Genomic DNA, 23145 nt, shown 5'->3' on the forward strand with positions numbered 1-23145 from the left:
GGAAGAAGGTAGTGGTCAATCAATGATGATATGCCCGGCCGCCTGCGCAACAATTTCTCACAATCGCGACACCGGCGGAGCGCATGCCTCTTCTTTGCGGGACATGTTGGAGCCGCCTGGGCAACATAAGAAGGGTTGCAGACATCATGGTGGCACCCAATATCCGCTTCGACACTCGTCCGCCGCTACGGATCGCCTCCGCTCCCCGCACAGCGAGCGCCGGGGCGATCCGGATCGGTGCATCCGGGCCTATCGGGCAGCTTGCAAGCCGGGCGATCTTGGCCTACGCGCGACCCGTCACCGCCCCAGGTCGGTCCATAAAGCCGTCCGGTGGTGCCACGCCCGGATTCATACACTTTATGGCATTGGATTTATAATGAGCATCTACCTGGATTATCTGGCCGAAATCGACAGCAGGAAAGTCCAGGGGCTCGCACCCAAGCCGATCGACGACGGCGCCCTCGTCGCCGAACTCATCACCCTGATCCAGGACGCGGGCAGCGAACATCGCGCCGACGCGCTCAAATTCTTCATCTACAACACCCTGCCCGGCACCACCAGCGCCGCCGGCGTGAAGGCCGACTTCCTCAAGAAGATCGTGCTGGGCGACGTCACCGTCGCGGAAATCACCCCTGCCTTCGCGCTGGAACTGCTCAGCCATATGAAGGGCGGCCCCTCGATCGCCGTGCTGCTCGACATCGCGCTCGGCGATGACGCGGCGCTGGCCGTCCAGGCGGGCGAAGTCCTGAAGACCCAGGTCTTCCTCTACGACGCCGACATGTTCCGCCTGCGCGACGCCTTCGCCGCCGGCAATGCCGTCGCCAAGGACGTGCTGGAAAGCTATGCCAAGGCCGAATTCTTCACCAAGCTTCCCGAGGTCGAGGACGAGATCAAGGTCGTGACCTTCATCGCCGGCGAAGGCGATATCTCGACCGACCTGCTCTCGCCGGGCAACCAGGCCCACTCGCGTTCGGACCGCGAACTGCACGGCCTGTGCATGATCTCGCCCGAGGCGCAGCAGGAAATCGTGGCCCTCAAGGCCCAGCATCCCGACGCGCGCGTGATGCTGATCGCCGAAAAGGGCACGATGGGCGTCGGCTCGTCGCGCATGTCGGGCGTCAACAATGTGGCACTGTGGGCCGGCAAGCAGCAGAGCCCCTATGTCCCCTTCGTCAACTATGCGCCCGTCGTCGCCGGCACCAACGGCATCTCGCCGATCTTCGCGACCACCGTGGACGTCACCGGCGGCATCGGCCTCAACCTCAAGAACTGGGTCAAGATGACCGGCCCGGATGGCAAGGCGATCCTCAACAATGACGGCAATCCGGTGCTGGAGGAGGCCTTCTCGGTCGCGACCGGCACGGTGCTGAAGATCGACGTCAAGAACAAGAAGCTGACCGACGAGGCCGGCAAGGAACTGGTCGACGTCGCCGCCGCCTTCACGCCCCAGAAGATGGAATTCATGAAGGCGGGCAGCAGCTACGCCATCGTCTTCGGCAAGAAGCTGCAGACCTTCGCCGCCGAGACGCTGGGCATCGAAGCGCCCAAGGTGTTCGCGCCGAACAAGGAAATCACGGTCGACGACCAGGGCCTGACTGCGGTGGAGAAGATCTTCAACCGCAACGCCGTGGGCGTGACGCCGGGCAAGGTGCTGCATGCCGGTTCGGACGTCCGCGTGAAGGTCAACATCGTCGGCTCGCAGGACACCACCGGCCTGATGACCGCGCAGGAACTGGAGGCGATGGCCGCCACCGTCATCTCGCCGCTGGTCGATGGCGCCTATCAGTCGGGCTGCCACACCGCATCGGTGTGGGACAAGAAGGCCCAGGCCAACATTCCCAAGCTCATGAGCTTCATGAACAATTTCGGCCTGATCACCGCGCGCGACCCCAAGGGCGTCTATCACGCGATGACCGACGTGATCCACAAGGTGCTGAACGACATCACCGTGGACGACTGGGCGATCATCATCGGCGGCGACAGCCACACCCGCATGTCGAAGGGCGTCGCCTTCGGCGCGGACTCGGGCACGGTCGCGCTGGCGCTGGCCACCGGTGAAGCCACCATGCCGATCCCGCAGTCGGTCAAGGTCACCTTCAAGGGCCAGATGGCGCCCTATATGGACTTCCGCGACGTCGTCCACGCCACCCAGGCGCAGATGCTCCACCAGTTCGCTGGCGAGAATGTCTTCCAGGGCCGTATCATCGAAGTCCATATCGGCACGCTGCTGGCCGACCAGGCCTTCACCTTCACTGACTGGACCGCCGAGATGAAGGCGAAGGCGTCGATCTGCATCTCGCAGGACGAAACGCTGATCGAGTCGCTGGAAATCGCCAAGTCGCGCATCCAGATCATGATCGACAAGGGCATGGAAAATGCCGCCGGCACGCTCCGTGGCCTGATTGCTCTGGCCGACAAGCGCATCGCCGAGATCCGCTCGGGCGAGAAGCCGGCCCTGTCGCCCGACGCCAACGCCAAATATTATGCCGAAGTCGTCGTCGACCTCGACCAGATCGACGAACCGATGATCGCCGACCCGGACGTCAACAATGCCGACGTGTCGAAGCGCTACACCCATGACACCATCCGCCCGGTTTCCTATTATGGCGGCACCAAGAAGGTGGACCTGGGCTTCATCGGGTCGTGCATGGTCCACAAGGGCGACATGAAGATCCTGGCCCAGATGCTCAAGAACATCGAAGCCGCCGAGGGCAAGGTCGAGTTCAAGGCGCCGCTGGTCGTCGCCCCGCCGACCTACAACATCGTCGACGAGCTGAAGGCCGAAGGCGACTGGGACGTGCTCAAGAAGTATGCCGGCTTCGAATTCGACGACAGCCACCCCAAGAACACCGCCCGCACCGAATATGAGAACACCCTCTATCTGGAGCGTCCGGGCTGCAACCTGTGCATGGGCAACCAGGAAAAGGCCGCGAAGGGCGACACCGTCCTCGCCACCTCGACCCGCCTGTTCCAGGGCCGCGTGGTGGAAGACACGGCGAACAAGAAGGGCGAATCCCTCCTCGCCTCGACCCCGCTGGTAGTGCTCTCGACCATCCTGGGCCGCACGCCCAACATGGACGAATATAAGAAGGCGGTGGTCGGCATCGACCTCACCAAGTTCGCCCCGCCCAAGGCGGCCTGATCAACACCGCCGCCCGGTCGCAGGATCGGGCAGCGGTATCAGGACAGCGATGATCAGAAGCGGCGCGGGACAGCATCCCGCGCCGCTTTTTGTTCGGGGGCGCTGTTGGGGTGAGGTGATGGCGGTAAGGCGGCTAGGCGCCCATCCTTGCAGTTCGACGGCAATTTTCCTGCACCCCAGAGCGGACATCCAGATTTGACTTGGCCTGGGACATTGCTGCTGTTCCCTCGCGAATTCGCGAACGGCAGGTCCGGCCAGTAGCGGTCATTCGGCATCTGCCAGAACTCAACAGCGGAATGATTGGATATGCAGGATCGGGCGGTTAAAACAGGAAAACGCTCCTTTTAATTCCGCGTTGCAGTGATCCATCGAACGAGCAAAGCCTTGATGCCGGTAGATGGCGAGACGCATCAAGGTCGGGCAGCTCGAGCCTCGGCGACGTCTATTCGCGCCTGGTAGCCGTGCCGCTCTAGCATGTGGAGCAGGTTGGCTCCATTGAGCAGCGCCAGAGGCTTATCGCTGGCGAAGCGGTAGGCGTCAGGCCCGTAATCAGAGGTCGTCACAAGAATGCCGCGTGAGGCACCCTCGTTCATCACCGTGCCAAAGAGGTCGCGGACCGCCGAAACGCCGACGGTGCGCGTGTAACGCTTCGCCTGAATAACGATCTTGCCACCGCTGATCGGATCGGGGTCAAAGGCGATCGCGTCGACCCCTCCGTCGCTTGACGACTGAGTGACCTTCACCTCACCGCCGCGGCTTAGGAACTCCTTCTCGAACAGCTCACGCACTAGGTGCTCGAAATCGTCCCACGAAATCGAGGCGAGATTGGTCGAGGCGTCGATCCCGCCAACTACCTCGCGTTCGTCGATAAAACGGCGATCTTCACGATCCATCTCGATCACCGGCGGGACAGGCGCCAGTGCGGCGAGGTTTGCAGCGGAGACGCCCTTCAGCGCCTTGAAGCAGGCCTTCGGATCGGCGCGGGAGAGGTCGATGCGGCAAAATTCGTCACGTTTCGCGAGGATCGACATGATGCAGCCCTGCCGCTCCAGTCCGGTGGCGGGATCGATCGATTCGACCATGCCGTTAAACAGAATAGCATCGAGGTTGCCATCGACGTCGGCTTCGAAAAGTTCGTGAAGGGTGCGCAGGCAAATCTGATAACTCGCGCTATCGAAATTCGCCTTGCGATCACGGTCGGAAATGCGCGTCTCGGTTAGCTCGCCGGTCGCCTTGACGTATTTGACGGCCTTGACCTGTGGAAGGTCATCGGGTCCCGGCAGGCGGTACGCCAACATGAGCAGCCGGTCAGCCGGCCGATACTGCATGTCGTACGATTTCTCGAACAATCCGCTGTACTCAGAGTTCTCTAGGACGAGCGAGGCATGCTCGATTACGGCGTCTGGATCACGGTCGGCGATCGCGTTGCGCAAAGCGTCGATCTTGGCATGTGAAGCGGCCTGCGCGGCAAGGAACTCAGCCTTTGCGGCCTCGTGCCCGGTCCAGAACGCTTCTTCGCGAAGTGTCCACGCTGCGATGTCCGCCGCGTAACCTGCCTCGCGCTCAGCCTCCGCAGTCCGCCATTCCTCACCCGCGCGAGCGTTACGCCTTGCAACCTGGTCTTCGAGATGTCTGCGCTTTCCCAATAGCTTATCGAGTAAGCCGATTTGCGGAGCCTCGTAGGCTGGCTCCGGCCGTGCGGCGGTGGTGGGCCGCGCTTCGGGGAACTTCGCGGGCATCGCATATGCGCTGTGGTCTTTAAGTGTGTTCCAATCGATAGCGTCGTCGATCGTTAGGGTATGCGCAAGGATCCGACCGATACCCTCTTGGGCGCGGATCGCGTCGGCAGTCATTTCGTCGGCCGCGCCCTTCCCGGTCTGAAACAGCCGCTTGGTTTCGAATGCAACTAGCTTTGCGTCCCAATCGGCGAGCAGCGCATCGACCTTGCTCTGCAAGATGAACAACTCGGGAGCGCCGAGTTCGCGGTGCAGGTTCATTGTCTTGTGCCGGATATCAATGTAATATCGCAGGATACGATCGCCACGCGCGCTAAATTTGGCGCTTAGTGGCCCGATCTCAAGCTTATCTAAGTTTGACGAATGCAGTGTGATGTCGTTCATGCTTGGCAGCCCCCCTCAGCGTCTCTGTATCATCTTTGACATTCGAGCAAAATGGGGCCTGCGGCAAGTCAGCTTGCGATCAGTCGACGGCTATCGCGTCTCGCTTATGGCTCATGGAACGACGGAGATGAGGCCGCACAGCCGACCGGCCGGTTTGCGTGATCTGAACGGCGGGTTACGGCAAATGCTGACGCTTACGTCAGTGATGCTGAACGTCTTGAGTTGGTCGGCTGCCGACACCGCACGACCGTCAGCTATCCACGCAACCCAACTCCGAACCGGATAGTCGCCTAGCGGCCAAAACGTGCCCCTCCCTACCGCGCCTCACTCTTTCCTACTCACCCGTTCTCTGTTCTATCCTGCGCGATGGAACCGGCTTCCTCCCGTCCCCCTCATCCCTGTCACCTGTCGCGCGACAAGTGCGCGACAGGCGCGTTCCTGTCGCTTCGCTGTCGCCTGGCAGGCGCTTGGGAGACGCTGCGGCATGACCTGCCCTGCCGTCCAACAGGTGCGTTCCCGGCGCGCGACGCGCGCGTCATGGGGGCGGCACAGGGGCAAAAGGCCCCGAAACCCCGTTTACACTGTGAACTTCGTAGGAGAATCCCACTGGCGCGTCGCGGGTCGGGCCTCTGCCCCCTTGCAGCGCCGCCGCCCATCTCCACAACGATGGCTGCACGCCTGCCCGCCCGCGCGTGCGGCCAGCCTCTTTCCTTTCGCACCCGTCCTGGCATGACGGGAACAAGGCACGGGGGGAGGATCGCGTGGTTACAGCCTATGACAGGAGCATGGCGCCGTTCGACTGGGCGGCGATCCTCTATCTGATCTTCTTTGCCCTCTTATTCCTGGGCGCCCGCTGGTGGAAGCGATCCGGGCGACGGATGCCACGCTATACGCCGGCTGCAATCCTGCTGGCCGGCCTGTGGTTCGGCGGCCTGCCGCTGGTCGACCAGTTGCGGGTCGGCGCCATGGACATGGACCAGATGAGCGTGACCAGGGGGCGGATCAGCAAGCTGTGGGACATCCGCATGCGCAGCCGGAATACCGAACCCCTCTCCTTCCAGAAGCATCAGACCAATGTCACCCATGGCTTCGACATCGGCGAGGAGAGTTTCTCCTGGCGCGGCGGCAATCGCTGTCCGGTGGCGACCTTCTGCGGCTTTGCCGGCGGTCCGCCCTATCTGCGCGAAGGGCAGAAAGTGGAAGTAACCTGGTTCGCCGACCCGCTGCGCTTTGGCAAGCGCCGGATCGTGAAGCTGCTCATCGAGAAATGAGCCTGCGCCGCCGATCCCTCAACGCAAAAGGGCGCCCGATCGGGCGCCCTTTCCGTTTCGGCTGTGCCTGACGTCAGAAGGTCGTCGACAGCGAGAAGTTGAAGGTCGTGCCATAATTATAGGCATTGTAGATGACCTTGTTGGTGCCGTTCGACTGGCTTTCCTCATAGTCGTTGCCGAGGATGTTGCGCACCTCGAACTTGGCGTCGAACTGGCGCCCCGCGACATAGACACCCTGGCGCGCCACGAAGTCCAGGTTGATGCCGGGATGTTCATAGACGTCCGGCTGGTCCTGGTTGGCCAGGCCACGGCTGGTCACGCGCTTGCTGGCATAGGACAGGATCAGCGTCTGCTGCGACAGCCTGTCCTGGTCTTCCAGGCCGAACTGGAAGTTGACCAGATGGTCCGACTGGCCCGTCAGCGGCGAACCGTTGCGGAAATAGTCGGTCGCCAGCGTCGACGACGCGCCGAACACGGCGGTCGTATCGCCTTCCTTCACCTTCAGCTTCGACTTGGTGTAGGTATAGTTGGCGATCGTCACCAGACGGCGGGTCGAGAAGAACGCGCTGTCCGACATGGACGACAGGTCGAAATATTTCTGCAGCTCGACTTCGCCACCATAAAGGTCGGCCTTGGGCGCGTTGGCGAAGCTGGTGATGAACGCATCGCTGTTGAGCGAGATGAAGGTTTCGATCGGATTGTCGATGGTCTTGTAGAAGCCCGACAGCGTAAAGCGCTGATCCCGCGCGAAATACCATTCATAGCGCGCTTCCGCGTTGAACAGCTTGCTGTCCTGCAGATAGGGGTTGCCCTGATAGCGACGGTTGGTGTCCGGATCGAAATAGAATTGATAGATCAGCTCGCGGAACTGCGGCCGGGCAATGGTCTTCGACGCGTTCAGGCGCACCTGCATGTCGTCGCGCATCTGCCAGGTCAGCGTGCCGCTGGGCAGCCAGTAATCATTGTCGAGCTGGGTCGAGGCCGTGCTGGCGCCCGGCGTGCTGAACACCTGCAGCGGCGACACGTTGAGCTTGGCCGTTTCATAACGCACGCCTGCATCAAGTGACAGGTCGTCCAGTATCTGCCAGTTCAACTTACCATAGCCGGCATGGTTCTTGAGCGTCGCGCGGAAGGCAGGATTGCCTTCGTTGGTCTCGATCAGGGCAATATCATACGCGTTGACGATGCCCGGTGCCAGCAGCAGGTCGGGGCGCAGCACGCCCACGCCCTCGGGCATGTCGCTCGACGCGCGGAACTGGAAGTCGCGGCGCGAGCTGGTGCGGTTGGTGTCGACATAGGCATAGCCGGCGGTCAGCGCCATGTCGGCCGACGGCTTCCAGGTCAGGTCCGCGCCGCCCGACCACAGATCCTCGTTGAGGTCGGAGAAGCTGACCGTCGCGGTCTGGCCGGTATTGCCGTTCAGACGGTTGACGAACAGATTGCCATAGGGGTCGGCCGCCGCATTGGTGCGGATATATTCGAACGACAGTTCATAGGGGGCTTCGCGCTGCGAATTGGCGAAGCCGCCGCGCACGTCCAGGCTGAACGCCGGGCTCAGCTTGAACTCGCCCACCACCTGCGTGTCGATCAGTTGGCGCTCATACCAGGCGGTATCCTGCTCCATGATGTCCGACGTCGGCTGGGTCTGGGTGTTGCCCAGGCCCATGCGGGTGTGCTTGAGCGTGTCGCGGATATAGAGGTTGGTCCATCGGATCTTGTTGTCGCCAAACTCCAGGCCCAGGCCCAGCAGGCCGTTGACGACGATGCGATTGTCGGTGGTGACGCGCTGGAAATCCGAATTCAGCGCCGACAGGTCGGGCGTGATCGAATTTTGCTGACGCTGGTCGCGCGTGGTCCACTTGTTGCTGTAGCCGGCAGTGGCGATCAGGCCCAGGGTCGAACCGCCCAGGTCGAACGAGGTGCCGCCCGAGATGGTCGCCGAATAATTGGGGTCGATATCCTTGATGCGCTGGACGGTGCCCTTGCTGAAGCGCACCATTTCCGCCGCGATCGCGGTGCTGTCGACATTGCCCGAACTGATCCGTTCGCCGCTGGCGAAGAAGGCGGCGAGCGCCGGCGGAATGTCGCGGCTGCCATTGTCGAAGCCGGTCCAGTCGCTCTTGCTGCCATAATAGCTATAGCCCATCTGATAGGTGGTTTCGGTGTTGGCACCGATACCGCCGCTGATCGTCAGGAAGCTTTCCGCCGGCACCGCATTGGTCGTCAGGTTGATGACGCCGCCGCCGAACTCGCCGGGATAATTGGCCGAATAGCTCTTCTGCACCATCGACGAAGAGACGATGTTGGTCGGGAACAGGTCCAGCGGCACGACGCGCTTGAGCGGCTCGGGGCTGGGCAGCGGCGAACCGTTCAGCAGTGCGAGCGAATAGCGATCGCCCAGGCCTCGGACATAGACATAGCCGTTGCCGACCACCGACAGGCCGGTGACGCGGCCCAGCGCGCCGGCAATATTGCCGTCGCCCGTCCGGGCGATATCGGCCGAAGACAGGACCGAAACCACCGCCGGAATATTCTTCTGGACGTTGGCACTGCGGCGGCCGGTGACGATGATGTCGGAACCGGGGACCGAAATGTCGGGCGCCGCCTCCGGATCCTCGGCGGTCGAACGACCGGCAGCGGCAGCAGGATCGGCCGCCTGCGGGTCGGACCTGGTGGCATCGGCGGGCGCGGGCACTTCCTGGGCCAGCGCGGCCGGCGCGACCAGCGCAGTGGAAAGCAGCAGCAGGCCCGCGAACTTGAGCGGCGTCGCCATCGAATATCCCCTAGATAAGGTCATTGCACGTTTCGGGGCGGGATGCGGCCGATCATGGCCGCGTCCCGCCCCGCATCAGGTCCGTCCCGTCTTAGAGCGGGATCGAGGTGCAGGCGCGGCGGCCGTTGCTGGTGCTGTCAAACGGCGCGTAGGCCGAGTTGCAGGTCCAGCCGGCGTACCAGGTGTCGTTGGCGTCCTTGACCGCGCCGACATAGGTCGTCGTGTCGAAGAAGCTGTCCAGCGTCTTGGCGTCGATAGCGGTAGCGGCAGTTTCGGCCGCACCGTTGATGAACACCGCGCTCAGCGAGGCCGTGTAGGCATCATTGTTGTTGTTGCCGCTGAAGATGGCGGCAACATCGGCGGCGGTGTAGGCGGTCGCGCCGCTACCCGAACCGATATACTTCGTCGCGTTGCACTGCATCAGCACCGAACGGGCGGTCAGCGTGGCGCGGGTCGAGGTCGTGCCGGTGCCATGCAGGCGGACGCACTCGTTGTTGGGCGACACGACGATGCCGTTCACCAGCGTCAGGTCGCTGTTGCCGCGGTTCAGGATCGAGGCCTGGTCATTGGCTTCGTTGTTGCTGCTGCCCTGCGACTGGATCGCGGTGAAGTTGGCGACGATGGTGTTCTGGCGCGGGGTATCGCTTTCCAGACCATTGCTGTCGATTTCCATCAGCGCGTCGCCCTGGCCCGGACGCTGCACGATCAGCACATATTGGAAGCGCCCCTGGATGCCGGTGTCGGCGTCCACGCTGTCATCGTCCGCGCCGGTGGCGACATAATGCTTCATGTGGACCGTGCCGCCGAAGAATTCCGCGCCGTCGTCCGAGCTGTTGAAGCTCTGGATATAGTCCAGCGTGGTGCCGCTGCCGGTGCCTTCAGTCGTCAGCGCCTGCAGTTCGGAGTTCGAACCCAGCACATAGCCCGAATAGCGGATCTGGACATATTTCAACGTGCCCGCATTATAGGTGTCGTCACGACCACCATAGACGGCCGGATCGGCCGAACCTTCGGTCTGGCGCTCGCAGGTATCGGCACCAACGGAACCGCCGCTGTTGCAGTCGGTGACGCGCGCACGGCCCATCAGCACGACGCCGCCCCACTGACCCATCGAGCTTTCGCTGGCGATACCCTTGATATTGTCGCTGCTGGTGAAGACGATCGGCGAGGTCGCGGTGCCAACGGCGTTGATCTTGTTGCCGCGATTGACGGCCAGCCAGCTCGTGCCGGTGCCGCCATACACCACGACGCCTGGCTCAATCGTCAGGGTAACGTTGGTGTCTGCGGTCAGCGCGGGCGCGGTTTGTCCCGACGGCAACGTCACCGTGCCATTCAGCGTAAAGCCTTTTTCCTTAGTGCAATTCACGGTCGTGCTGGCGACCGGAGCAGAGGTCGTCGGCGCTGCAAAACCGCTATCACAACCAACGTCGACGCGCCCCTTCATCTGATAGACCAGCCCGGCGATCTTCGGCAGAGTGATGCTCTTGGCGATGATCGACGGCAGCGTGCAGACGCGCCAGCTGTCACCGGCAGCATTGGAAATCGTGCCATCATCCGTCAGGCCCTGGGGGTCGGCGATCGTCGGGCAGCCGCCAGCCGGGGTGACGGCGGCCGGGGTCGGCGTGGGGGTCGGCGTCGGCGTGGGGGTCGGCGTCGGGTTGATGATCACGTCGCCGCCGGTGCCGGGCGAAGCGATGTCGTCCGCGCCGCAGCCAGCCAGCGCCGCGCAGGCGCAGCCCGCCATCAGGATATTATGGATACGGTTGATCTTGGCCATGTCGTCTCCGCTCCGGCTTCTGCCGGGTTTGTTGCGATGCGGAGCGCAAGGGGGAAAAGCGAATCGGACAACGCCCCCTGTCGCCCTCGGAAGCGGCAGGTAGGCGCGGTAAATGACAGCCTCATTTTCCTTTTATGACATATCGGGGTCGATAAAATTACAGTTCAAAGACAGTGACCCAACCGCCACAGCCAACAGAAAGGGGCGCCGTCCACCGGACGACGCCCCTGCGCGAGCCACTGAAACAGGGCGTTCAGCGCATCGCATAGCTCGTATTCAGGCGGGCCGAGGCGCGCTGCGCGATCGAGCGCGAGGATTCCTCGCTGCCATCGGCCAGCACCAGCGTCATGTCGGGCACGCGTGCCACCGCGGCATAGGCCTCACGCGCATCGCTGGTGCGCCCCATCCCCGCATAGGCATTGCCCAGGTTGATCAGGCGCGCCGGATCGTTGATGGTGTCGGGCCAGACCGCCTGCAACTTGCGGGCGGCCTTGTCGAAATCATGGGCGAGCAGCGCCGACGCGGCCAGACCCGCATCCGGCACGACGCTGACGATCACGTCATCCGCCGCCGACGCCATGGCCGGCACTGCCGAAGCCAGAAGAAAGCCCGCAACTGCCGCCGCCTTGAACATCGATTTTCTCCGAAAAAAACTTTCCAACATAGCCGGAATTATTTCATCTTGATGACATCGGCACAAGATCAGGCATGGGCGCCGATTCCATTTTATATATACGCAATTTCATTGGCTTATGTGTTTTTCACATCAGTGTCATAAAAGTGAAATCGAATGTGGCATGCAAATTTCGCCCGATTCGAATCGCATCATGGACGCGCAAAAAGGCCATGCACCGCAAGCGGCGTGGCCTGAAAAAACATCGATGATGGATTGGGTCCGGAGGCTTCTGTTGCCCGGCGCCTCCGGGGGCCGCTGAATTCCCTTCTGTTGCCCGGTGGGTTCAACCGCGCTATTTTAGAGTAATGTCAGGCCGTGAGGCCCTCAATTACGCTGCAATGGCGAGTGCTTCGTTATCGTTGGCACTTGTGAGTTTTGCACAGTTTAACGGCTTACACGGGCCGGGTAAAAGCATCGCCTTTGAACACACGTCGATCCTAGTTCGGCCCCATCAGACACCCCGCCAGACCAAAGGCCATCCGGGACATGTGGTGGAACCGCCGGGTACTGCCCCCGGGTCCGCTGCGTCTATTATACGACACGATTTATCACCATAGCCGGGCGAGCCCGGCACCCCCTATATGGCGGCGGCCGCGCCATTTATCAAGCCGGTGTTGGGTGATGGAGGTAGCAAATGTGTATCGTGGCACTGGCCTGGCGGGCACACCCGCGCTGGCAGCTCGTCCTGATCGGCAATCGCGACGAATATCATGCCCGCCCCGCCGCCGCGATGGCGCGCTGGGACGATCGGCCGGGGCTGATCGCCGGGCGCGACCTGCAATCGGGCGGAACCTGGCTCGGCGCGGACGAGGATGGCCGCGTCGCCGTCATCACCAATTTGCGCGGCTTCGGCGACCCCCTGCCCGACCGCGCCTCACGCGGCGCACTGGTCACCGACCTGCTGACCGGCAGCGGCACCTATGCCGATCCTAACACTGCGGCACTCGACGATTTCAACCCATTCAACCTGCTGCTCGCCGACCGCGACCGGCTCCTCTTCCTCACCAATCGCCCCGAACCCCAGCGCAGCCTGCTCGCGCCCGGCCTCTACGGCCTGTCCAACGGTCCGCTCGACCAGCCCTGGCCCAAGACGCTCGCGCTCAAGGAAGCGATGCTGCAATGGCTGGTCGCCGGCGCGACCGATCCCGAAAACCTGTTCGAAGCCCTGCGCCGCGAGACCCTGCCCGCCACCGGCATCGCCCCGGCCACACCGTCCGACGCCCCACTGGAGCCACCCCTCTCCCCCATCTTCATCCGCAACCCCGTCTATGGCACACGCTGCAGCAGCGTCGTCGCCATCGCCCCGGACGGCACCGGCCTCGCCTTGGAACGCCGCTTCGACGCGCAGGGCCACGTCACGGGCGACAGCCGCATCCCCTTCCATTGGCCGGCGGCCTAGCAGCGAGGATATGTTCTGCCGGTCTAGAAGCGACCAGAAGCGGCCCATCCCACATCGTCACCCTGAACTTGTTTCAGGGTCCATTCCTCCCATAAGACCAATAGTTTGTTGGGCCCGATGGATGCTGAAACAAGTTCAGCATGACGTAGGTGTGATGGCCGCAACCCACCCTTCCCCGCCATTCCATATATGTGCCTTGGCGCTGCCAGCCTAAGCCTCCTTGCCCCCATAGACAAAGGCCCGCCGCCCCGACCGCAGCACCACTTCGCGCCGGACATAATCGACCTCATAGGCGTCGGCGCTCGCGACATCCGCCTCCGTCAGGCGGAACAGCGTCCCCTCCACCGCATCCTCGGGATCGTCGCTCGGCTCGACCATCGGGTGCCAGCGCGTGCCACTCTTGGCGATCACGTCCGGATCGCTGATCTCGATCATGCGCTGGCGATAGCCCGGCATCGCATCCGGCTCGCCCTGCACCAGCCGGCCGAACAGCGCCATCTGCACCTCCGCCAGCCGCAGCGTGCCATAGGAAAAGAGCAATATCTCGGTCATCACCACGCTCCTCCGCTCAGCCCAGCGCCGCGTTGACGATGCGGATCTGGGTGAATTCCTCCACCCCGGCCAGCCCCTGGTGCCGGCCGATGCCCGATTGCTTGGCGCCGCCGATCGGCACGTCGAAGGGCAGGTCGAACAATCGGTTGACCCAGACCAGCCCGCTGTCGATCCGCGCCGCCATCGCCTGCCCGCGCGCCGCATCGGCGGTCCATACCGACGCGCCCAGCCCATAGGGGCCGTCATTCACCCGGCGGACCAGTTCTTCCTCGTCCTCATAGGCGAGCAGCGGGATGATCGGCCCGAACTGCTCCTCCTGCACCAGCCGCGCCGCGTCGGGCAGGTCGGTGACGATCGTCGGCGCAATATAATAACCGGCTCCCTCCATGGGGGCGCCGCCATGCAGCACCCGCCCCTGCGCGCCCGTCTCCGCCAGCAGATCGACCAGCCGCGCATATTGCGCCGCATTCTGCACCGGACCGATGGTCGTGCCGGCCGCCCGCCCGTCGCCGACCACCGCCCGCTCCGCGCAGGCAACCAGCGCCGCGCCCAGCGCCGGCATCAGCGCGCGCGGCGCATAGATGCGCTTGACGCCCAGGCAGACCTGCCCGGCATTGCCCATCGCCCCGTCGAACAGGATCGGCGCCACCGCCGCGACATCGGCATCGTCCAGCAGGATCGCCGGATCATTGCCCCCCAGTTCCAGCGTGAAGCGCTTCACCGTGTCGGCCGCCGCCACCATCACCCGCCGCCCGGTCGCGGTCGATCCGGTGAAGCTGACATGGGCGATTCCCCGATGCGCCGTCAGCATCGGCCCGACATCGCCGGCATCGCCCAGCATCTGCACCACCCCGGCGGGGAAGATGTCGGCCGCCAGCGCGCCCAGCATCAATGTCGTCAGCGGCGTCGTCGGCGCGGGCTTGGCGATCACGACATTGCCCGCGATCAGCGCCGGCGCGAGCTTGAGCGCCAGCAGCAGCAGCGGATAATTCCACGGCACGATCGCCGCCACCACGCCCAGCGGATGGCGCTGCTCGACCACGCGCTCGGCCGCGCTGTCCTTCAGCACCACCGGCTCCAGCCGCAACCCGGCATGATAGCGCAGCGCCGCCACCGCCCCCTCTATCTCGCCCCGCGCCTCGGCCAGCGGCTTGCCCTGTTCCTGCGTCAGGAGCGTAGCAAAATCCTCGGCCCGGCCCTCCAGCGCATCGGCCAGCGCCGCAATCCGCGCGCCACGTTCGGCAAAGTCCAGCGCGCGCCAGCCGGCAAAGGCCCGCTGTCCGGCTGTCACCGCCCGCTCCACCTGCGCCGCATCGGCACAGGGCGCGGCGGCAAAGACCTGCCCGTCCGCCGGATTGACAAGGTCGATCGCGCGCGCGCCATCGACCAGCTCACCATCGATAAGAAGCTGCATCCCGCCCCTCTACCGCCAAGCCTGTCCTACAGCCAGCCCGACGGGCTAGAATGTCGCCATGTCCCGCGCCCGCACCACGAACATCCCCCTCACCGATCCCGCAACAAGATTTCCAACATCTGTTCCAAAATATCAGAATGTGCGGGAAATATGCGAAGTTAAGCGGGGGATTTCCTATTTTTCCGCCGGTGCCTCGACCCGGTCGCCATGGCTTTTGGGCGTCGAATTGACCAGGAAATCGACCGGCGCGCCGCTCCTGTTCTGGGCCCGGTGCGGCACGCCCGGCGGCACGTCCAGCCCCTGCCCCGCTTTGAGCACATGGGTCACCCCGCCCGCCTCCAGCGTCAGTTCGCCCGACAGGACATAGAAGAACTGCCGCGCCCGCTGATGATAATGGCGCACTTCCGCCCCGCCCGGCACGATCCGTTCCTGGATCACCGACATCTCGTCGCGCTTCACCAGATGCCAGCCGTCATTGCTGCCGCCCCAGACATAATGTTCGGCACTGGTCTTATCGATCGGCGCGATCGGGGTATCAGGTGCGGCAGCGAGCAACAGGGGGAGAAGCAATATCGTCATGCCCGTTCCAACGATCCGTCCCCGCCATCCCGCCATGCCACTGGCGCCCATGCGGCCTGCCCCCTATAGCGGAGCCATGGCATCGACCCAGAAGCAGAAGAAGGCGGCCCCGGCCCGCGCGAAAGTCCGTCCCGCAGGGTTCCCGACCCGGCAGCAGGTGATGGACTTCATCACCGAGTCCGACACCCCCGCCGGCAAGCGTGAAATCGCCAAGGCATTCGGCCTCAAGGGGCAGGAAAAGATTGCGCTCAAAGCGCTGCTCAAGGACATGGCGGACGAGGGCCTGCTCGACATCGGCCCGGCCCGCGCCTTCCACAAGATGGGCGGCGTGCCCAAGGTCACGGTGCTGCGCATCGTCGATGTCGACGACACCACCCTGATCGCCACCCCCGAACGCTGGGAGGCCGAAGGCCAGCCCGCGCCCCGCATCCGCGTGGTCGAGCGGGGCAAACGCGGCGCCCTGACGATCGGCGACCGCATCCTCGCCCGCACCGAGGAAGCGGGCAAGGGCTGGCTCGCCCATCCGATGAAGAAGCTCGCCAAGGCGACCGAGATGCTGCTCGGCGTGGTCGAGGAAATGGCCGACGGCAAGCTGTGGCTGCGCCCGGTCGACAAGCGCATCCGCAAGGATACGCCGATCAGCGATATCGGCACCGCCAAGAAGGGCGATCTGGTCCTGGCCGAGCCGACCGGCCGCCCGCCGCGGATCAGCGCGCGCGTCACCGACATTCTCGGCGATCCCTTCGCCCCGCGCAGCTTCAGCCTGATCGCCATTCACAAGCATGGCATCCCACATGTCTTCCCCGAAGCGGTGGAGGAAGAAGCAGTCACCGCGTCGAAGCTGCCGCTGCATGAGGACAAGCGCGAGGATCTGCGCCATCTGCCGATCGTCGCGATCGACCCGGTCGATGCCCGCGACCATGACGATGCCGTCTGGGCCGCGCCGGACGAAGACCCGGCCAATGAAGGCGGCTACAAGGCGATCGTCGCGATCGCCGATGTCAGCTATTATGTCCGCCCCGGCAGCGCGCTCGACCGCGAAGCCCGCAAGCGCGGCAACAGCGTCTATTTCCCCGACCTGGTCGTGCCGATGCTGCCGCACCAGCTCTCGTCCGACATGTGTTCGCTGCGCGCCGGGCAGGACCGCGCCGCCATGGCCTGCCATCTGGTGATCGACGCGCAGGGCAAGGTGAAGAGCTTCCGCTTCTCCCGCGCCATCATCCGCGTCGCCGCCGTCCTCGCCTATGAAAATGCGCAGGCGGCGATCGATGGCGAGCAGGATAATGAACTGCTCGAACCGGCGCTCAAACCGCTCTGGGCCTGCTGGGCGCTGCTGCGCAAGGCCCGCGAAAAGCGCGATCCGCTCGCGCTCGACCTGCCCGAACGGCGTGTCGTCCTCGACGAATGGGGCAAGATCGTCAGCGTCGCGGTGCGCGAACGGCTCGACGCCCATATGCTGATCGAGGATTATATGATCGCCGCCAACGTCGCCGCCGCCAAGGCGCTGGAGGCGAAGAAGGCGCCGGTCATGTACCGCGTCCATGAAACGCCGGGCCGCGACAAGCTGGTCGCGCTCAAGGAATATCTCGCCACCTTCGACATCGACTTCGCGCTTGGCCAGGTGATCCGCCCGTCCACCTTCAACCAGCTGATCAAGAAGGTCGGCGAGTCGGAGGAGAAGGAGCAGATCATGACCCAGATCCTGCGCTCCCAGACCCAGGCCTATTATGCGCCGCAGAATATGGGCCATTTCGGCCTGGCGCTCGGCAGCTACGCCCATTTCACCTCGCCCATCCGCCGCTATGCCGACCTGCTGGTCCATCGCGCGCTGGTCGGCGCCTATGATCTCGAACTGCCCGCGCCCAAGGACAAGGCGATCCCCGATCGCTCCTCCCTCAGCCAGGAGGATTATGAGAATATGGGCCGGGTCGGCGAGATGATCTCGGGCCATGAACGCCGCGCGATGGAGGCGGAGCGCGAGACGATCGACCGCTATGTCGCCGCCTTCCTGTCAGCCCATGTCGGCGAGGTGGTGAAGGCGCGGATCACCGGCGTCCAGAATTTCGGCTTCTTCGCCACGGTCGAGGGGCTGGGCGGCGACGGCCTCGTGCCCGTATCGACGCTGGGCGCCGAGCATTTCTTCTTCGACGAAGCGGGCAAGGCGCTGCAGGGCGTCGAAAGCGGCGACCGCTATACGGTGGGCCAGCGGCTTGAACTGCGCCTCGCCGAAGCCGATCCGATCAACGGCGCGCTGCGCTTCGAACTGCCCGACAATCCGGCCCCGCGCGGCAGCCCGCTCAAACGCGACCGCACCCGCCCGAAAATCCACCGCGGCCGCCCCACCAACATCCGCCACATCGGCAGCAGCCGGGGCAAGCACAAGAAACGGTAAAGGGATAGGCGGCGGCTCAGCGCCGCTTGACCATTTTTTAGGGGAGAAACTCCGGATGAGGAACCGGCATTGATGCCAAAATTCCTTGGAGAACTTTGTTTCTAGCCGCATGGCGCTGACCGTCGCAGCCATAATCCACCGCGTAAAATTGATCTACGGACTCGCCCTTCCAATGAAGGCTTATGCCACCTTGGTCAGTGGCATAATGGCCCTCGCAGCGCTGCCCACTGGCAATGTAATTGGAAACCTCCTTCGCCGACATGGAGTCATCGGAAATCCGAAAAGGCTCTGTTTGCGTTTGCAACTTCACGAAGCCCTCGCGACCGATGTCAAAGTGCCCCGTCTTGCGTTCCGAGATTTGATGATATTGGCCAGCACCATTCTGCTGCACAGATATTTCCATACCCGGCGCGAAAATCTCGATTTGATCCAGCGTAGGCACCGCGCCATCGCCGCATGAAGTCGTGGCGACACAACTCACAATAACGCCTAGCGCCCGCACCCGCTCCCACACTGTCCGCACCATCACATGCCCCCTCGGAGGTGTAAGCATCCAGAGATGCCTCGCAAAAGCGCAAACGGCAATTCCAGTGCATCCGCGTTCCAAATTCGCCTCCTGCCCCACATCCCCTTCCCCCCATCGTCATCCGCGCCTATAGGCTGTGTCCCATGATCCTCGTCATCGACAATTATGACAGCTTCACCTGGAACCTGGTCCATTATCTGATGGAGCTGGGGGCTAAGGTAGAGGTCGTGCGCAACGACGCCATCTCGGCGGGCCAGGCCCTGTCGAGCGGGGCCAAGGCCTTCCTGCTGTCGCCCGGTCCCTGCACCCCCAATGAGGCGGGTGTCAGCCTGGATCTGGTCGCGGCCTGCGCCGATGCCGGCGCGCCGCTGCTGGGCGTGTGCCTGGGCCATCAGGCGATCGGCCAGCATTTCGGCGGCAAGGTGGTGCGCGGCGGGCTGATGCACGGCAAGACATCGCCGGTGCGCCATGACGGCACCGGCCTGTTCGCCGGCCTCCCCTCGCCCTTCACCGCGACCCGCTATCACTCGCTGATCGTCGAGGATATTCCGGCCGATCTGGTGGTCAACGCGACCAGCGAGGACGGATCGGTCATGGGCTTCCGCCACGCGACCCTGCCGATCCATTCGGTCCAGTTCCACCCGGAAAGCATCGCGACCGAACATGGCCATGACATGCTGGCCAATTTCATGAAGGTCGCCGGCATCCCGGTCCGCGAGCGCGAAGCGGCGTAAGCCCGCTTTTGCCCAATTTCACTGCCGTCATCCCGGACTTGATCCGGGATCCATTCAGCGCTCGCTCGTCAGCGTAGCGCCGAATGGATCCTGACTTCCGTCAGGATGACGAAAAGGGAAAAAAGGCCGCCGCAATGTCAGTGCGGCACCGCCCCCGTCTCCACCCCGATCTTGTCGTGCAGGGCGAAGCGGTCGACGATGTCGGCGCTCGCCCGGTTATAGCCGACCACCTCGACCATGCGCCCTTCGCGCCGCAGCCGGGCGATGATCTTGTCGAGCGCGCCGACGCCCGAAATATCCCAGAAATGCGCGCCCGACACGTCGATCAGCACATGGGTCGCGCTTTCCTCGCCCGTGAAGGCGCGGGTGAAGCGGTCGACCGAGGCGAAGAAAATCTGGCCAGTGACGCGATAGGTCGCCCGACCATCGACCTCGCTGCGCTCCACCGCGAACATGCGCTGCACCTTGGCAGCGAAGAATATGCCCGACAGCAGCACGCCGGTCAGCACGCCCAGCGACAGGTCGCGGGTCGCCACCACGACCACCACCGTCGCCAGCATGACGGCCGAGGAGGTCGGCGGATGGCGCCGCAGATTGGCGATCGAGGCCCAACTGAAGGTGCCGATCGACACCATCACCATCACCGCGACCAGCGCCGGCATCGGGATGCGCCCGACCCACGGCCCCAACACCGCCAGCAGGAACAGCAGGAATGCGCCAGCGACGAAGGTCGACAGCCGCCCGCGCCCGCCGGACGTGACGTTGATCACCGACTGGCCGATCATCGCGCAGCCGCCCATGCCGCCGAACAGGGACGCGACGATATTCGCCCCGCCCTGCCCCATGCATTCGCGCTGCTTGTCGCTGTCGGTGTCGGTCATGTCGTCGACGATCTGCGCGGTCAGCAGCGATTCGAGCAGGCCGACCGCCGCCATCGTCACCGAATAGGGCAGGATGATGCGCAGCGTGTCCCAGGTCAGCGGCACCTGCGGCAGGGCCAAGCTCGGCAGTCCTTCGGGCAGGCGCCCCATGTCGCCAACGGTATGCACCGGCAGGCCCAGGCCGATCGACAGCACACTCAGCAGCAAAATCGCCACCAGCGGCGCCGGCACAGCCCTGGTGATCCGGGGGAAGACATAGATGATGGCCAGCCCCCCCAGCACCATCGCATAGGTCTGCCAGCCGACATTCGTCAGCTGCGGCAGTTGCGCCATGAAGATCAGGATCGCCAGTGCATTGACGAAGCCGGTGATGACCGATCGCGACACGAACTGCATCAGCAGATCCAGCCGCAACAGCCCGGCGATGATCTGCACCACGCCCATCAGGATCGTCGCGGCGAACAGATATTCGACGCCATGGTCGCGCACCAGCGGCCCGACCAGCACGGCGACAGCAGCGGTCGCGGCGGAGATCATCCCCGGCCGCCCGCCGATCAGCGCGATGGTGATGGCGATCGCGACCGAGGCATAGAGGCCGACGCGCGGATCGACCCCCGCGATGATGGAAAAGCCGATCGCTTCGGGGATCAGGGCGAGCGCGACGACGATGCCGGCCATGATGTCATGGCGCGCCGTCCGGACGTCGCTGAACCATTGGCGGCGATAGCGGCTGAAAAATTGGGTCATGTCGAAAATCCACATCAATGCACATTATCGGGCTTTGGGCGCCGACTCCGGGCGCGCGTTCGATAATCATGTGTGATGTTGTCCGGCGGATCGGCGGCCGGAATAGCCACCCGGAATTTCACCGGGTCCATGCGAATGCCGGCCTTCTACAGCCCTGCCCCGCCAATGCAACCCCGCGCCGGCCCGCGCCTCCACCCGGACGCCCCGCGGCGATATACTGTGGGAGGCCGGGTGGGGGCGCGGGCCGGTGCGGCACTGAAAATGCGCTCTTCCGCGCATTTTCCAAAAAGCCTCTACCCTTCCCCAAACAACGCCCGCTGCGAACTCTCAATCTCCTCGAAATAGCGCCGCCGCGCATGTTTCTCGGTCAGCACGCCCAGCACCAGCCCGCTTTCGTCCACCACCGCCAGCTCGTCCGCCGCCGCCTTGTCGAACAGGGGCAGGATCGCGCGGATATCCGCGTCGGCGCGCAGCGAGATATCGGCCATCGTCGCCAGCGGCGCGATCGGCGCATCCTCCGCCAGTTCGGGGCGATAGGCCGCTGCCGTCGGCACGATGCCGCGATAGCCGCCCGCGCCGTCGATCATGATCGCCTTGCTCGCCGACCCCAGCGGCACCAGCGCGCGAAACTGGCCGACGCTCATCGTATCGGGCACCGACACCCAGTCGCGCCGCATCATCCGCCCGGCGGTCAGGTTCATCACCCAGCCAATGTCGCGCGGGCTGCGGATGGTCGATCCGCGCAGATGCAGCCGCCAGGTGGAGAAGGAATAGCCGAACATTTCCCGCGTCACCGCGCTCGACAGCAGCGACGCGGTCAGCACCACGCCCATCAGTTGGAAATCATGGGTCGTCTCCAGCATCAGCAGCCCCAGCGTCATCGGCCCGCCGACGATCGCGACGCTGAGCGCTGCCATCCCCACCAGCGCCGCATCATTGGGGTCGAGCGACCAGCCGATCCCGACAAGGTCGACCAGCTGCGCGAAAATCTGCCCCGCCAGCGATCCCAGGAACAGGGACGCGAAGAACAGCCCGCCGCGAAAGCCGAAGCTCAGCGAAATCACCGATGCCGCGATCTTGAGGCACAGGATCATCAGCAGCACGGTCCAGTCGGGCAGCAGGATGAGGTTGAGGTGCAGCGCGCCATGCCCGGCCGACAAGGTCTGCGGCGTCAACCAGGCGAGCGGCATCAGCAGCACGCCGCCGATCACCGGCCGCCATCGTCCCGGCCAGGTCCAGCCCTGCACCCGCAGCTCGGCAAAGGTCACCATCCGCATGATGAGGATGCCCAGCCCCGCGCAGACCAGGCCGAGCAGCGCATAGAGAAGATAGTCCGCCGTCCCCAATATCCGGTCCGCCGTGGTCGCGATCAGCCAGGGTTCGACGCCCAGCGCACGCGTCACGAACGCCGCGCTCAAGGCCGCCGCCACCACCGGCGCAATCGCGGCCGGCGTATAATGGCCGATCACGATCTCGAACGCATAGAAGGCGCCGGCCAGCGGCGCACCGAAGGCCGCGCCCACGCCTGCCCCCGCCCCGGCGCCGACCAGGGTGCGCAGATCGTTGCGCCGCAGCTTCAGCCATTGGCCCAGCAGCGACGCGACCCCGCCGCCCATCTGCGCATAGGCCGCCTCCAGCCCGACCGAGGCACCTGCCCCGTTCGACAAGACCGTCTGCCCGGCGATCACCAGATTGTCGGCCATCGGGATGCGCCCGCCATGCAGCGCATTGGCCTCCACCACGTCGATCAGCGGCCGTTGCCGGCGGCGCAGCAGCCGCGCCAGCAGCACCAGCGCCAGCCCGCCCAGCGGCAGGCCCAGCAGCCGCCAGGGATGGCGGATCTCGCCCAGCGCGCTCAGCCGGTTGATGCTGACGCCATAGAGAAGTTCCTGAATGCCGTGCGCCATCAGCTGCAACAGGTTGGTGATCAGCCCCGCCGCCACGCCCGCCAGTATGGCGAGCAGGATGAAGGCCGCCTCGCTCTCGCGCAACCGGCGGCGCTGGCGGATGGCAAGGCTCCAGAACAGGGTTGACCAGGAACGGCGCATGGCTTCCCCGACAACGCCCCTTTGGCACCCGCGTCAAGCCAATTGCCGGGTCACGCAACAAAATTCCAATTGGCGGGCAAATAGCATGTCGCCCTCGACTTTCGCGCGCGGCCG

General features: G+C 64.2%; 15 protein-coding genes, 1 other RNA gene and 1 other annotated feature. Of the genes, 5 read left to right on the top strand and 11 right to left on the bottom strand.

Features of this window, described 5'->3' with window-relative positions:
• Positions 1 to 376: 376 nt before the first annotated feature.
• A complete protein-coding gene (locus U0025_RS11125) occupies positions 377 to 3142 on the top strand; it encodes a bifunctional aconitate hydratase 2/2-methylisocitrate dehydratase (protein WP_004207453.1) in 2766 nt (921 codons plus the stop codon).
• 410 nt (positions 3143 to 3552) lie between these two features.
• Here the strand turns inward: U0025_RS11125 and U0025_RS11130 are convergent, their stop codons facing one another.
• Positions 3553 to 5262, bottom strand: coding sequence for a restriction endonuclease (locus tag U0025_RS11130; protein ID WP_323156771.1), 1710 nt, complete (start codon positions 5260 to 5262; stop codon positions 3553 to 3555).
• Positions 5263 to 6023: 761 nt separating this feature from the next.
• On the opposite strand from U0025_RS11130, the gene U0025_RS11135 reads away from it, so the two are divergent.
• The gene (locus U0025_RS11135; protein ID WP_004207456.1) at positions 6024 to 6533 is read left to right on the top strand and encodes a hypothetical protein; all 510 of its coding nucleotides are present in this window, start codon (positions 6024 to 6026) and stop codon (positions 6531 to 6533) included.
• 73 nt (positions 6534 to 6606) lie between these two features.
• Here the strand turns inward: U0025_RS11135 and U0025_RS11140 are convergent, their stop codons facing one another.
• From U0025_RS11140 to ssrA, 4 genes are all read right to left on the bottom strand, one after another.
• A complete protein-coding gene (locus U0025_RS11140; protein ID WP_004207458.1) occupies positions 6607 to 9306 on the bottom strand; it encodes a TonB-dependent receptor domain-containing protein in 2700 nt (899 codons plus the stop codon).
• A 91-nt stretch (positions 9307 to 9397) separates the two neighbouring features.
• The gene (locus tag U0025_RS11145; protein ID WP_004207459.1) at positions 9398 to 11083 is read right to left on the bottom strand and encodes a hypothetical protein; all 1686 of its coding nucleotides are present in this window, start codon (positions 11081 to 11083) and stop codon (positions 9398 to 9400) included.
• A gap of 253 nt (positions 11084 to 11336) precedes the next feature.
• Positions 11337 to 11717: a hypothetical protein gene (locus U0025_RS11150; RefSeq protein WP_004207460.1), complete on the bottom strand. Its 381-nt coding sequence runs from the start codon at positions 11715 to 11717 to the stop codon at positions 11337 to 11339.
• A 298-nt stretch (positions 11718 to 12015) separates the two neighbouring features.
• Positions 12016 to 12370, bottom strand: a transfer-messenger RNA (tmRNA) gene (gene ssrA / locus U0025_RS11155).
• Between the two features lie 23 nt (positions 12371 to 12393).
• Between ssrA and U0025_RS11160 the strand changes: the two genes are divergently transcribed.
• On the top strand, positions 12394 to 13158 hold the full coding sequence (locus U0025_RS11160; protein WP_004207461.1) for an NRDE family protein: 765 nt from the start codon (positions 12394 to 12396) through the stop codon (positions 13156 to 13158).
• Positions 13159 to 13368: 210 nt separating this feature from the next.
• On the opposite strand, the gene U0025_RS11165 is transcribed toward U0025_RS11160, so the two are convergent.
• From U0025_RS11165 to U0025_RS11175, 3 genes are all read right to left on the bottom strand, one after another.
• Entirely contained in the window at positions 13369 to 13710 is a 342-nt protein-coding gene (locus U0025_RS11165; RefSeq protein WP_004207462.1) for a gamma-glutamylcyclotransferase family protein, read from the bottom strand.
• A gap of 16 nt (positions 13711 to 13726) precedes the next feature.
• Positions 13727 to 15124 carry an aldehyde dehydrogenase family protein gene (locus U0025_RS11170; protein WP_004207463.1) on the bottom strand — a complete coding sequence of 466 codons (1398 nt, stop codon included), beginning with the start codon at positions 15122 to 15124 and terminating at the stop codon, positions 13727 to 13729.
• 174 nt (positions 15125 to 15298) lie between these two features.
• Positions 15299 to 15703 (bottom strand): cupin domain-containing protein, encoded by a 405-nt coding sequence (locus tag U0025_RS11175; protein ID WP_254792341.1) that lies wholly within the window; start codon positions 15701 to 15703, stop codon positions 15299 to 15301.
• 76 nt (positions 15704 to 15779) lie between these two features.
• Here U0025_RS11175 and rnr point away from each other — a divergent pair, with 76 nt between their 5' ends.
• Positions 15780 to 18095 (top strand): ribonuclease R, encoded by a 2316-nt coding sequence (gene rnr / locus U0025_RS11180; protein WP_004207465.1) that lies wholly within the window; start codon positions 15780 to 15782, stop codon positions 18093 to 18095.
• Positions 18096 to 18132: 37 nt separating this feature from the next.
• Here rnr and U0025_RS11185 read toward each other — a convergent pair whose 3' ends face one another.
• Complete coding sequence (locus U0025_RS11185; protein ID WP_004207466.1) at positions 18133 to 18621, bottom strand: hypothetical protein; 489 nt, start codon at positions 18619 to 18621, stop codon at positions 18133 to 18135.
• 143 nt (positions 18622 to 18764) lie between these two features.
• Between U0025_RS11185 and U0025_RS11190 the strand changes: the two genes are divergently transcribed.
• Complete coding sequence (locus U0025_RS11190) at positions 18765 to 19355, top strand: anthranilate synthase component II (protein ID WP_004207469.1); 591 nt, start codon at positions 18765 to 18767, stop codon at positions 19353 to 19355.
• A 137-nt stretch (positions 19356 to 19492) separates the two neighbouring features.
• Here the strand turns inward: U0025_RS11190 and U0025_RS11195 are convergent, their stop codons facing one another.
• Positions 19493 to 20983, bottom strand: coding sequence for a SulP family inorganic anion transporter (locus U0025_RS11195; RefSeq protein ID WP_004207470.1), 1491 nt, complete (start codon positions 20981 to 20983; stop codon positions 19493 to 19495).
• Positions 20984 to 21059: 76 nt separating this feature from the next.
• Positions 21060 to 21115, bottom strand: a sequence feature (sul1 is cis-regulatory element that is thought to sense ions involved in sulfur or methionine metabolism; They are found in Alphaproteobacteria).
• A gap of 161 nt (positions 21116 to 21276) precedes the next feature.
• A complete protein-coding gene (locus tag U0025_RS11200; RefSeq protein ID WP_004207472.1) occupies positions 21277 to 23031 on the bottom strand; it encodes a chloride channel protein in 1755 nt (584 codons plus the stop codon).
• Positions 23032 to 23145: the final 114 nt, after the last annotated feature.

The organism is Sphingobium yanoikuyae (genome assembly GCF_034424525.1).
Classification (GTDB): Bacteria; Pseudomonadota; Alphaproteobacteria; order Sphingomonadales; family Sphingomonadaceae; genus Sphingobium; species Sphingobium yanoikuyae.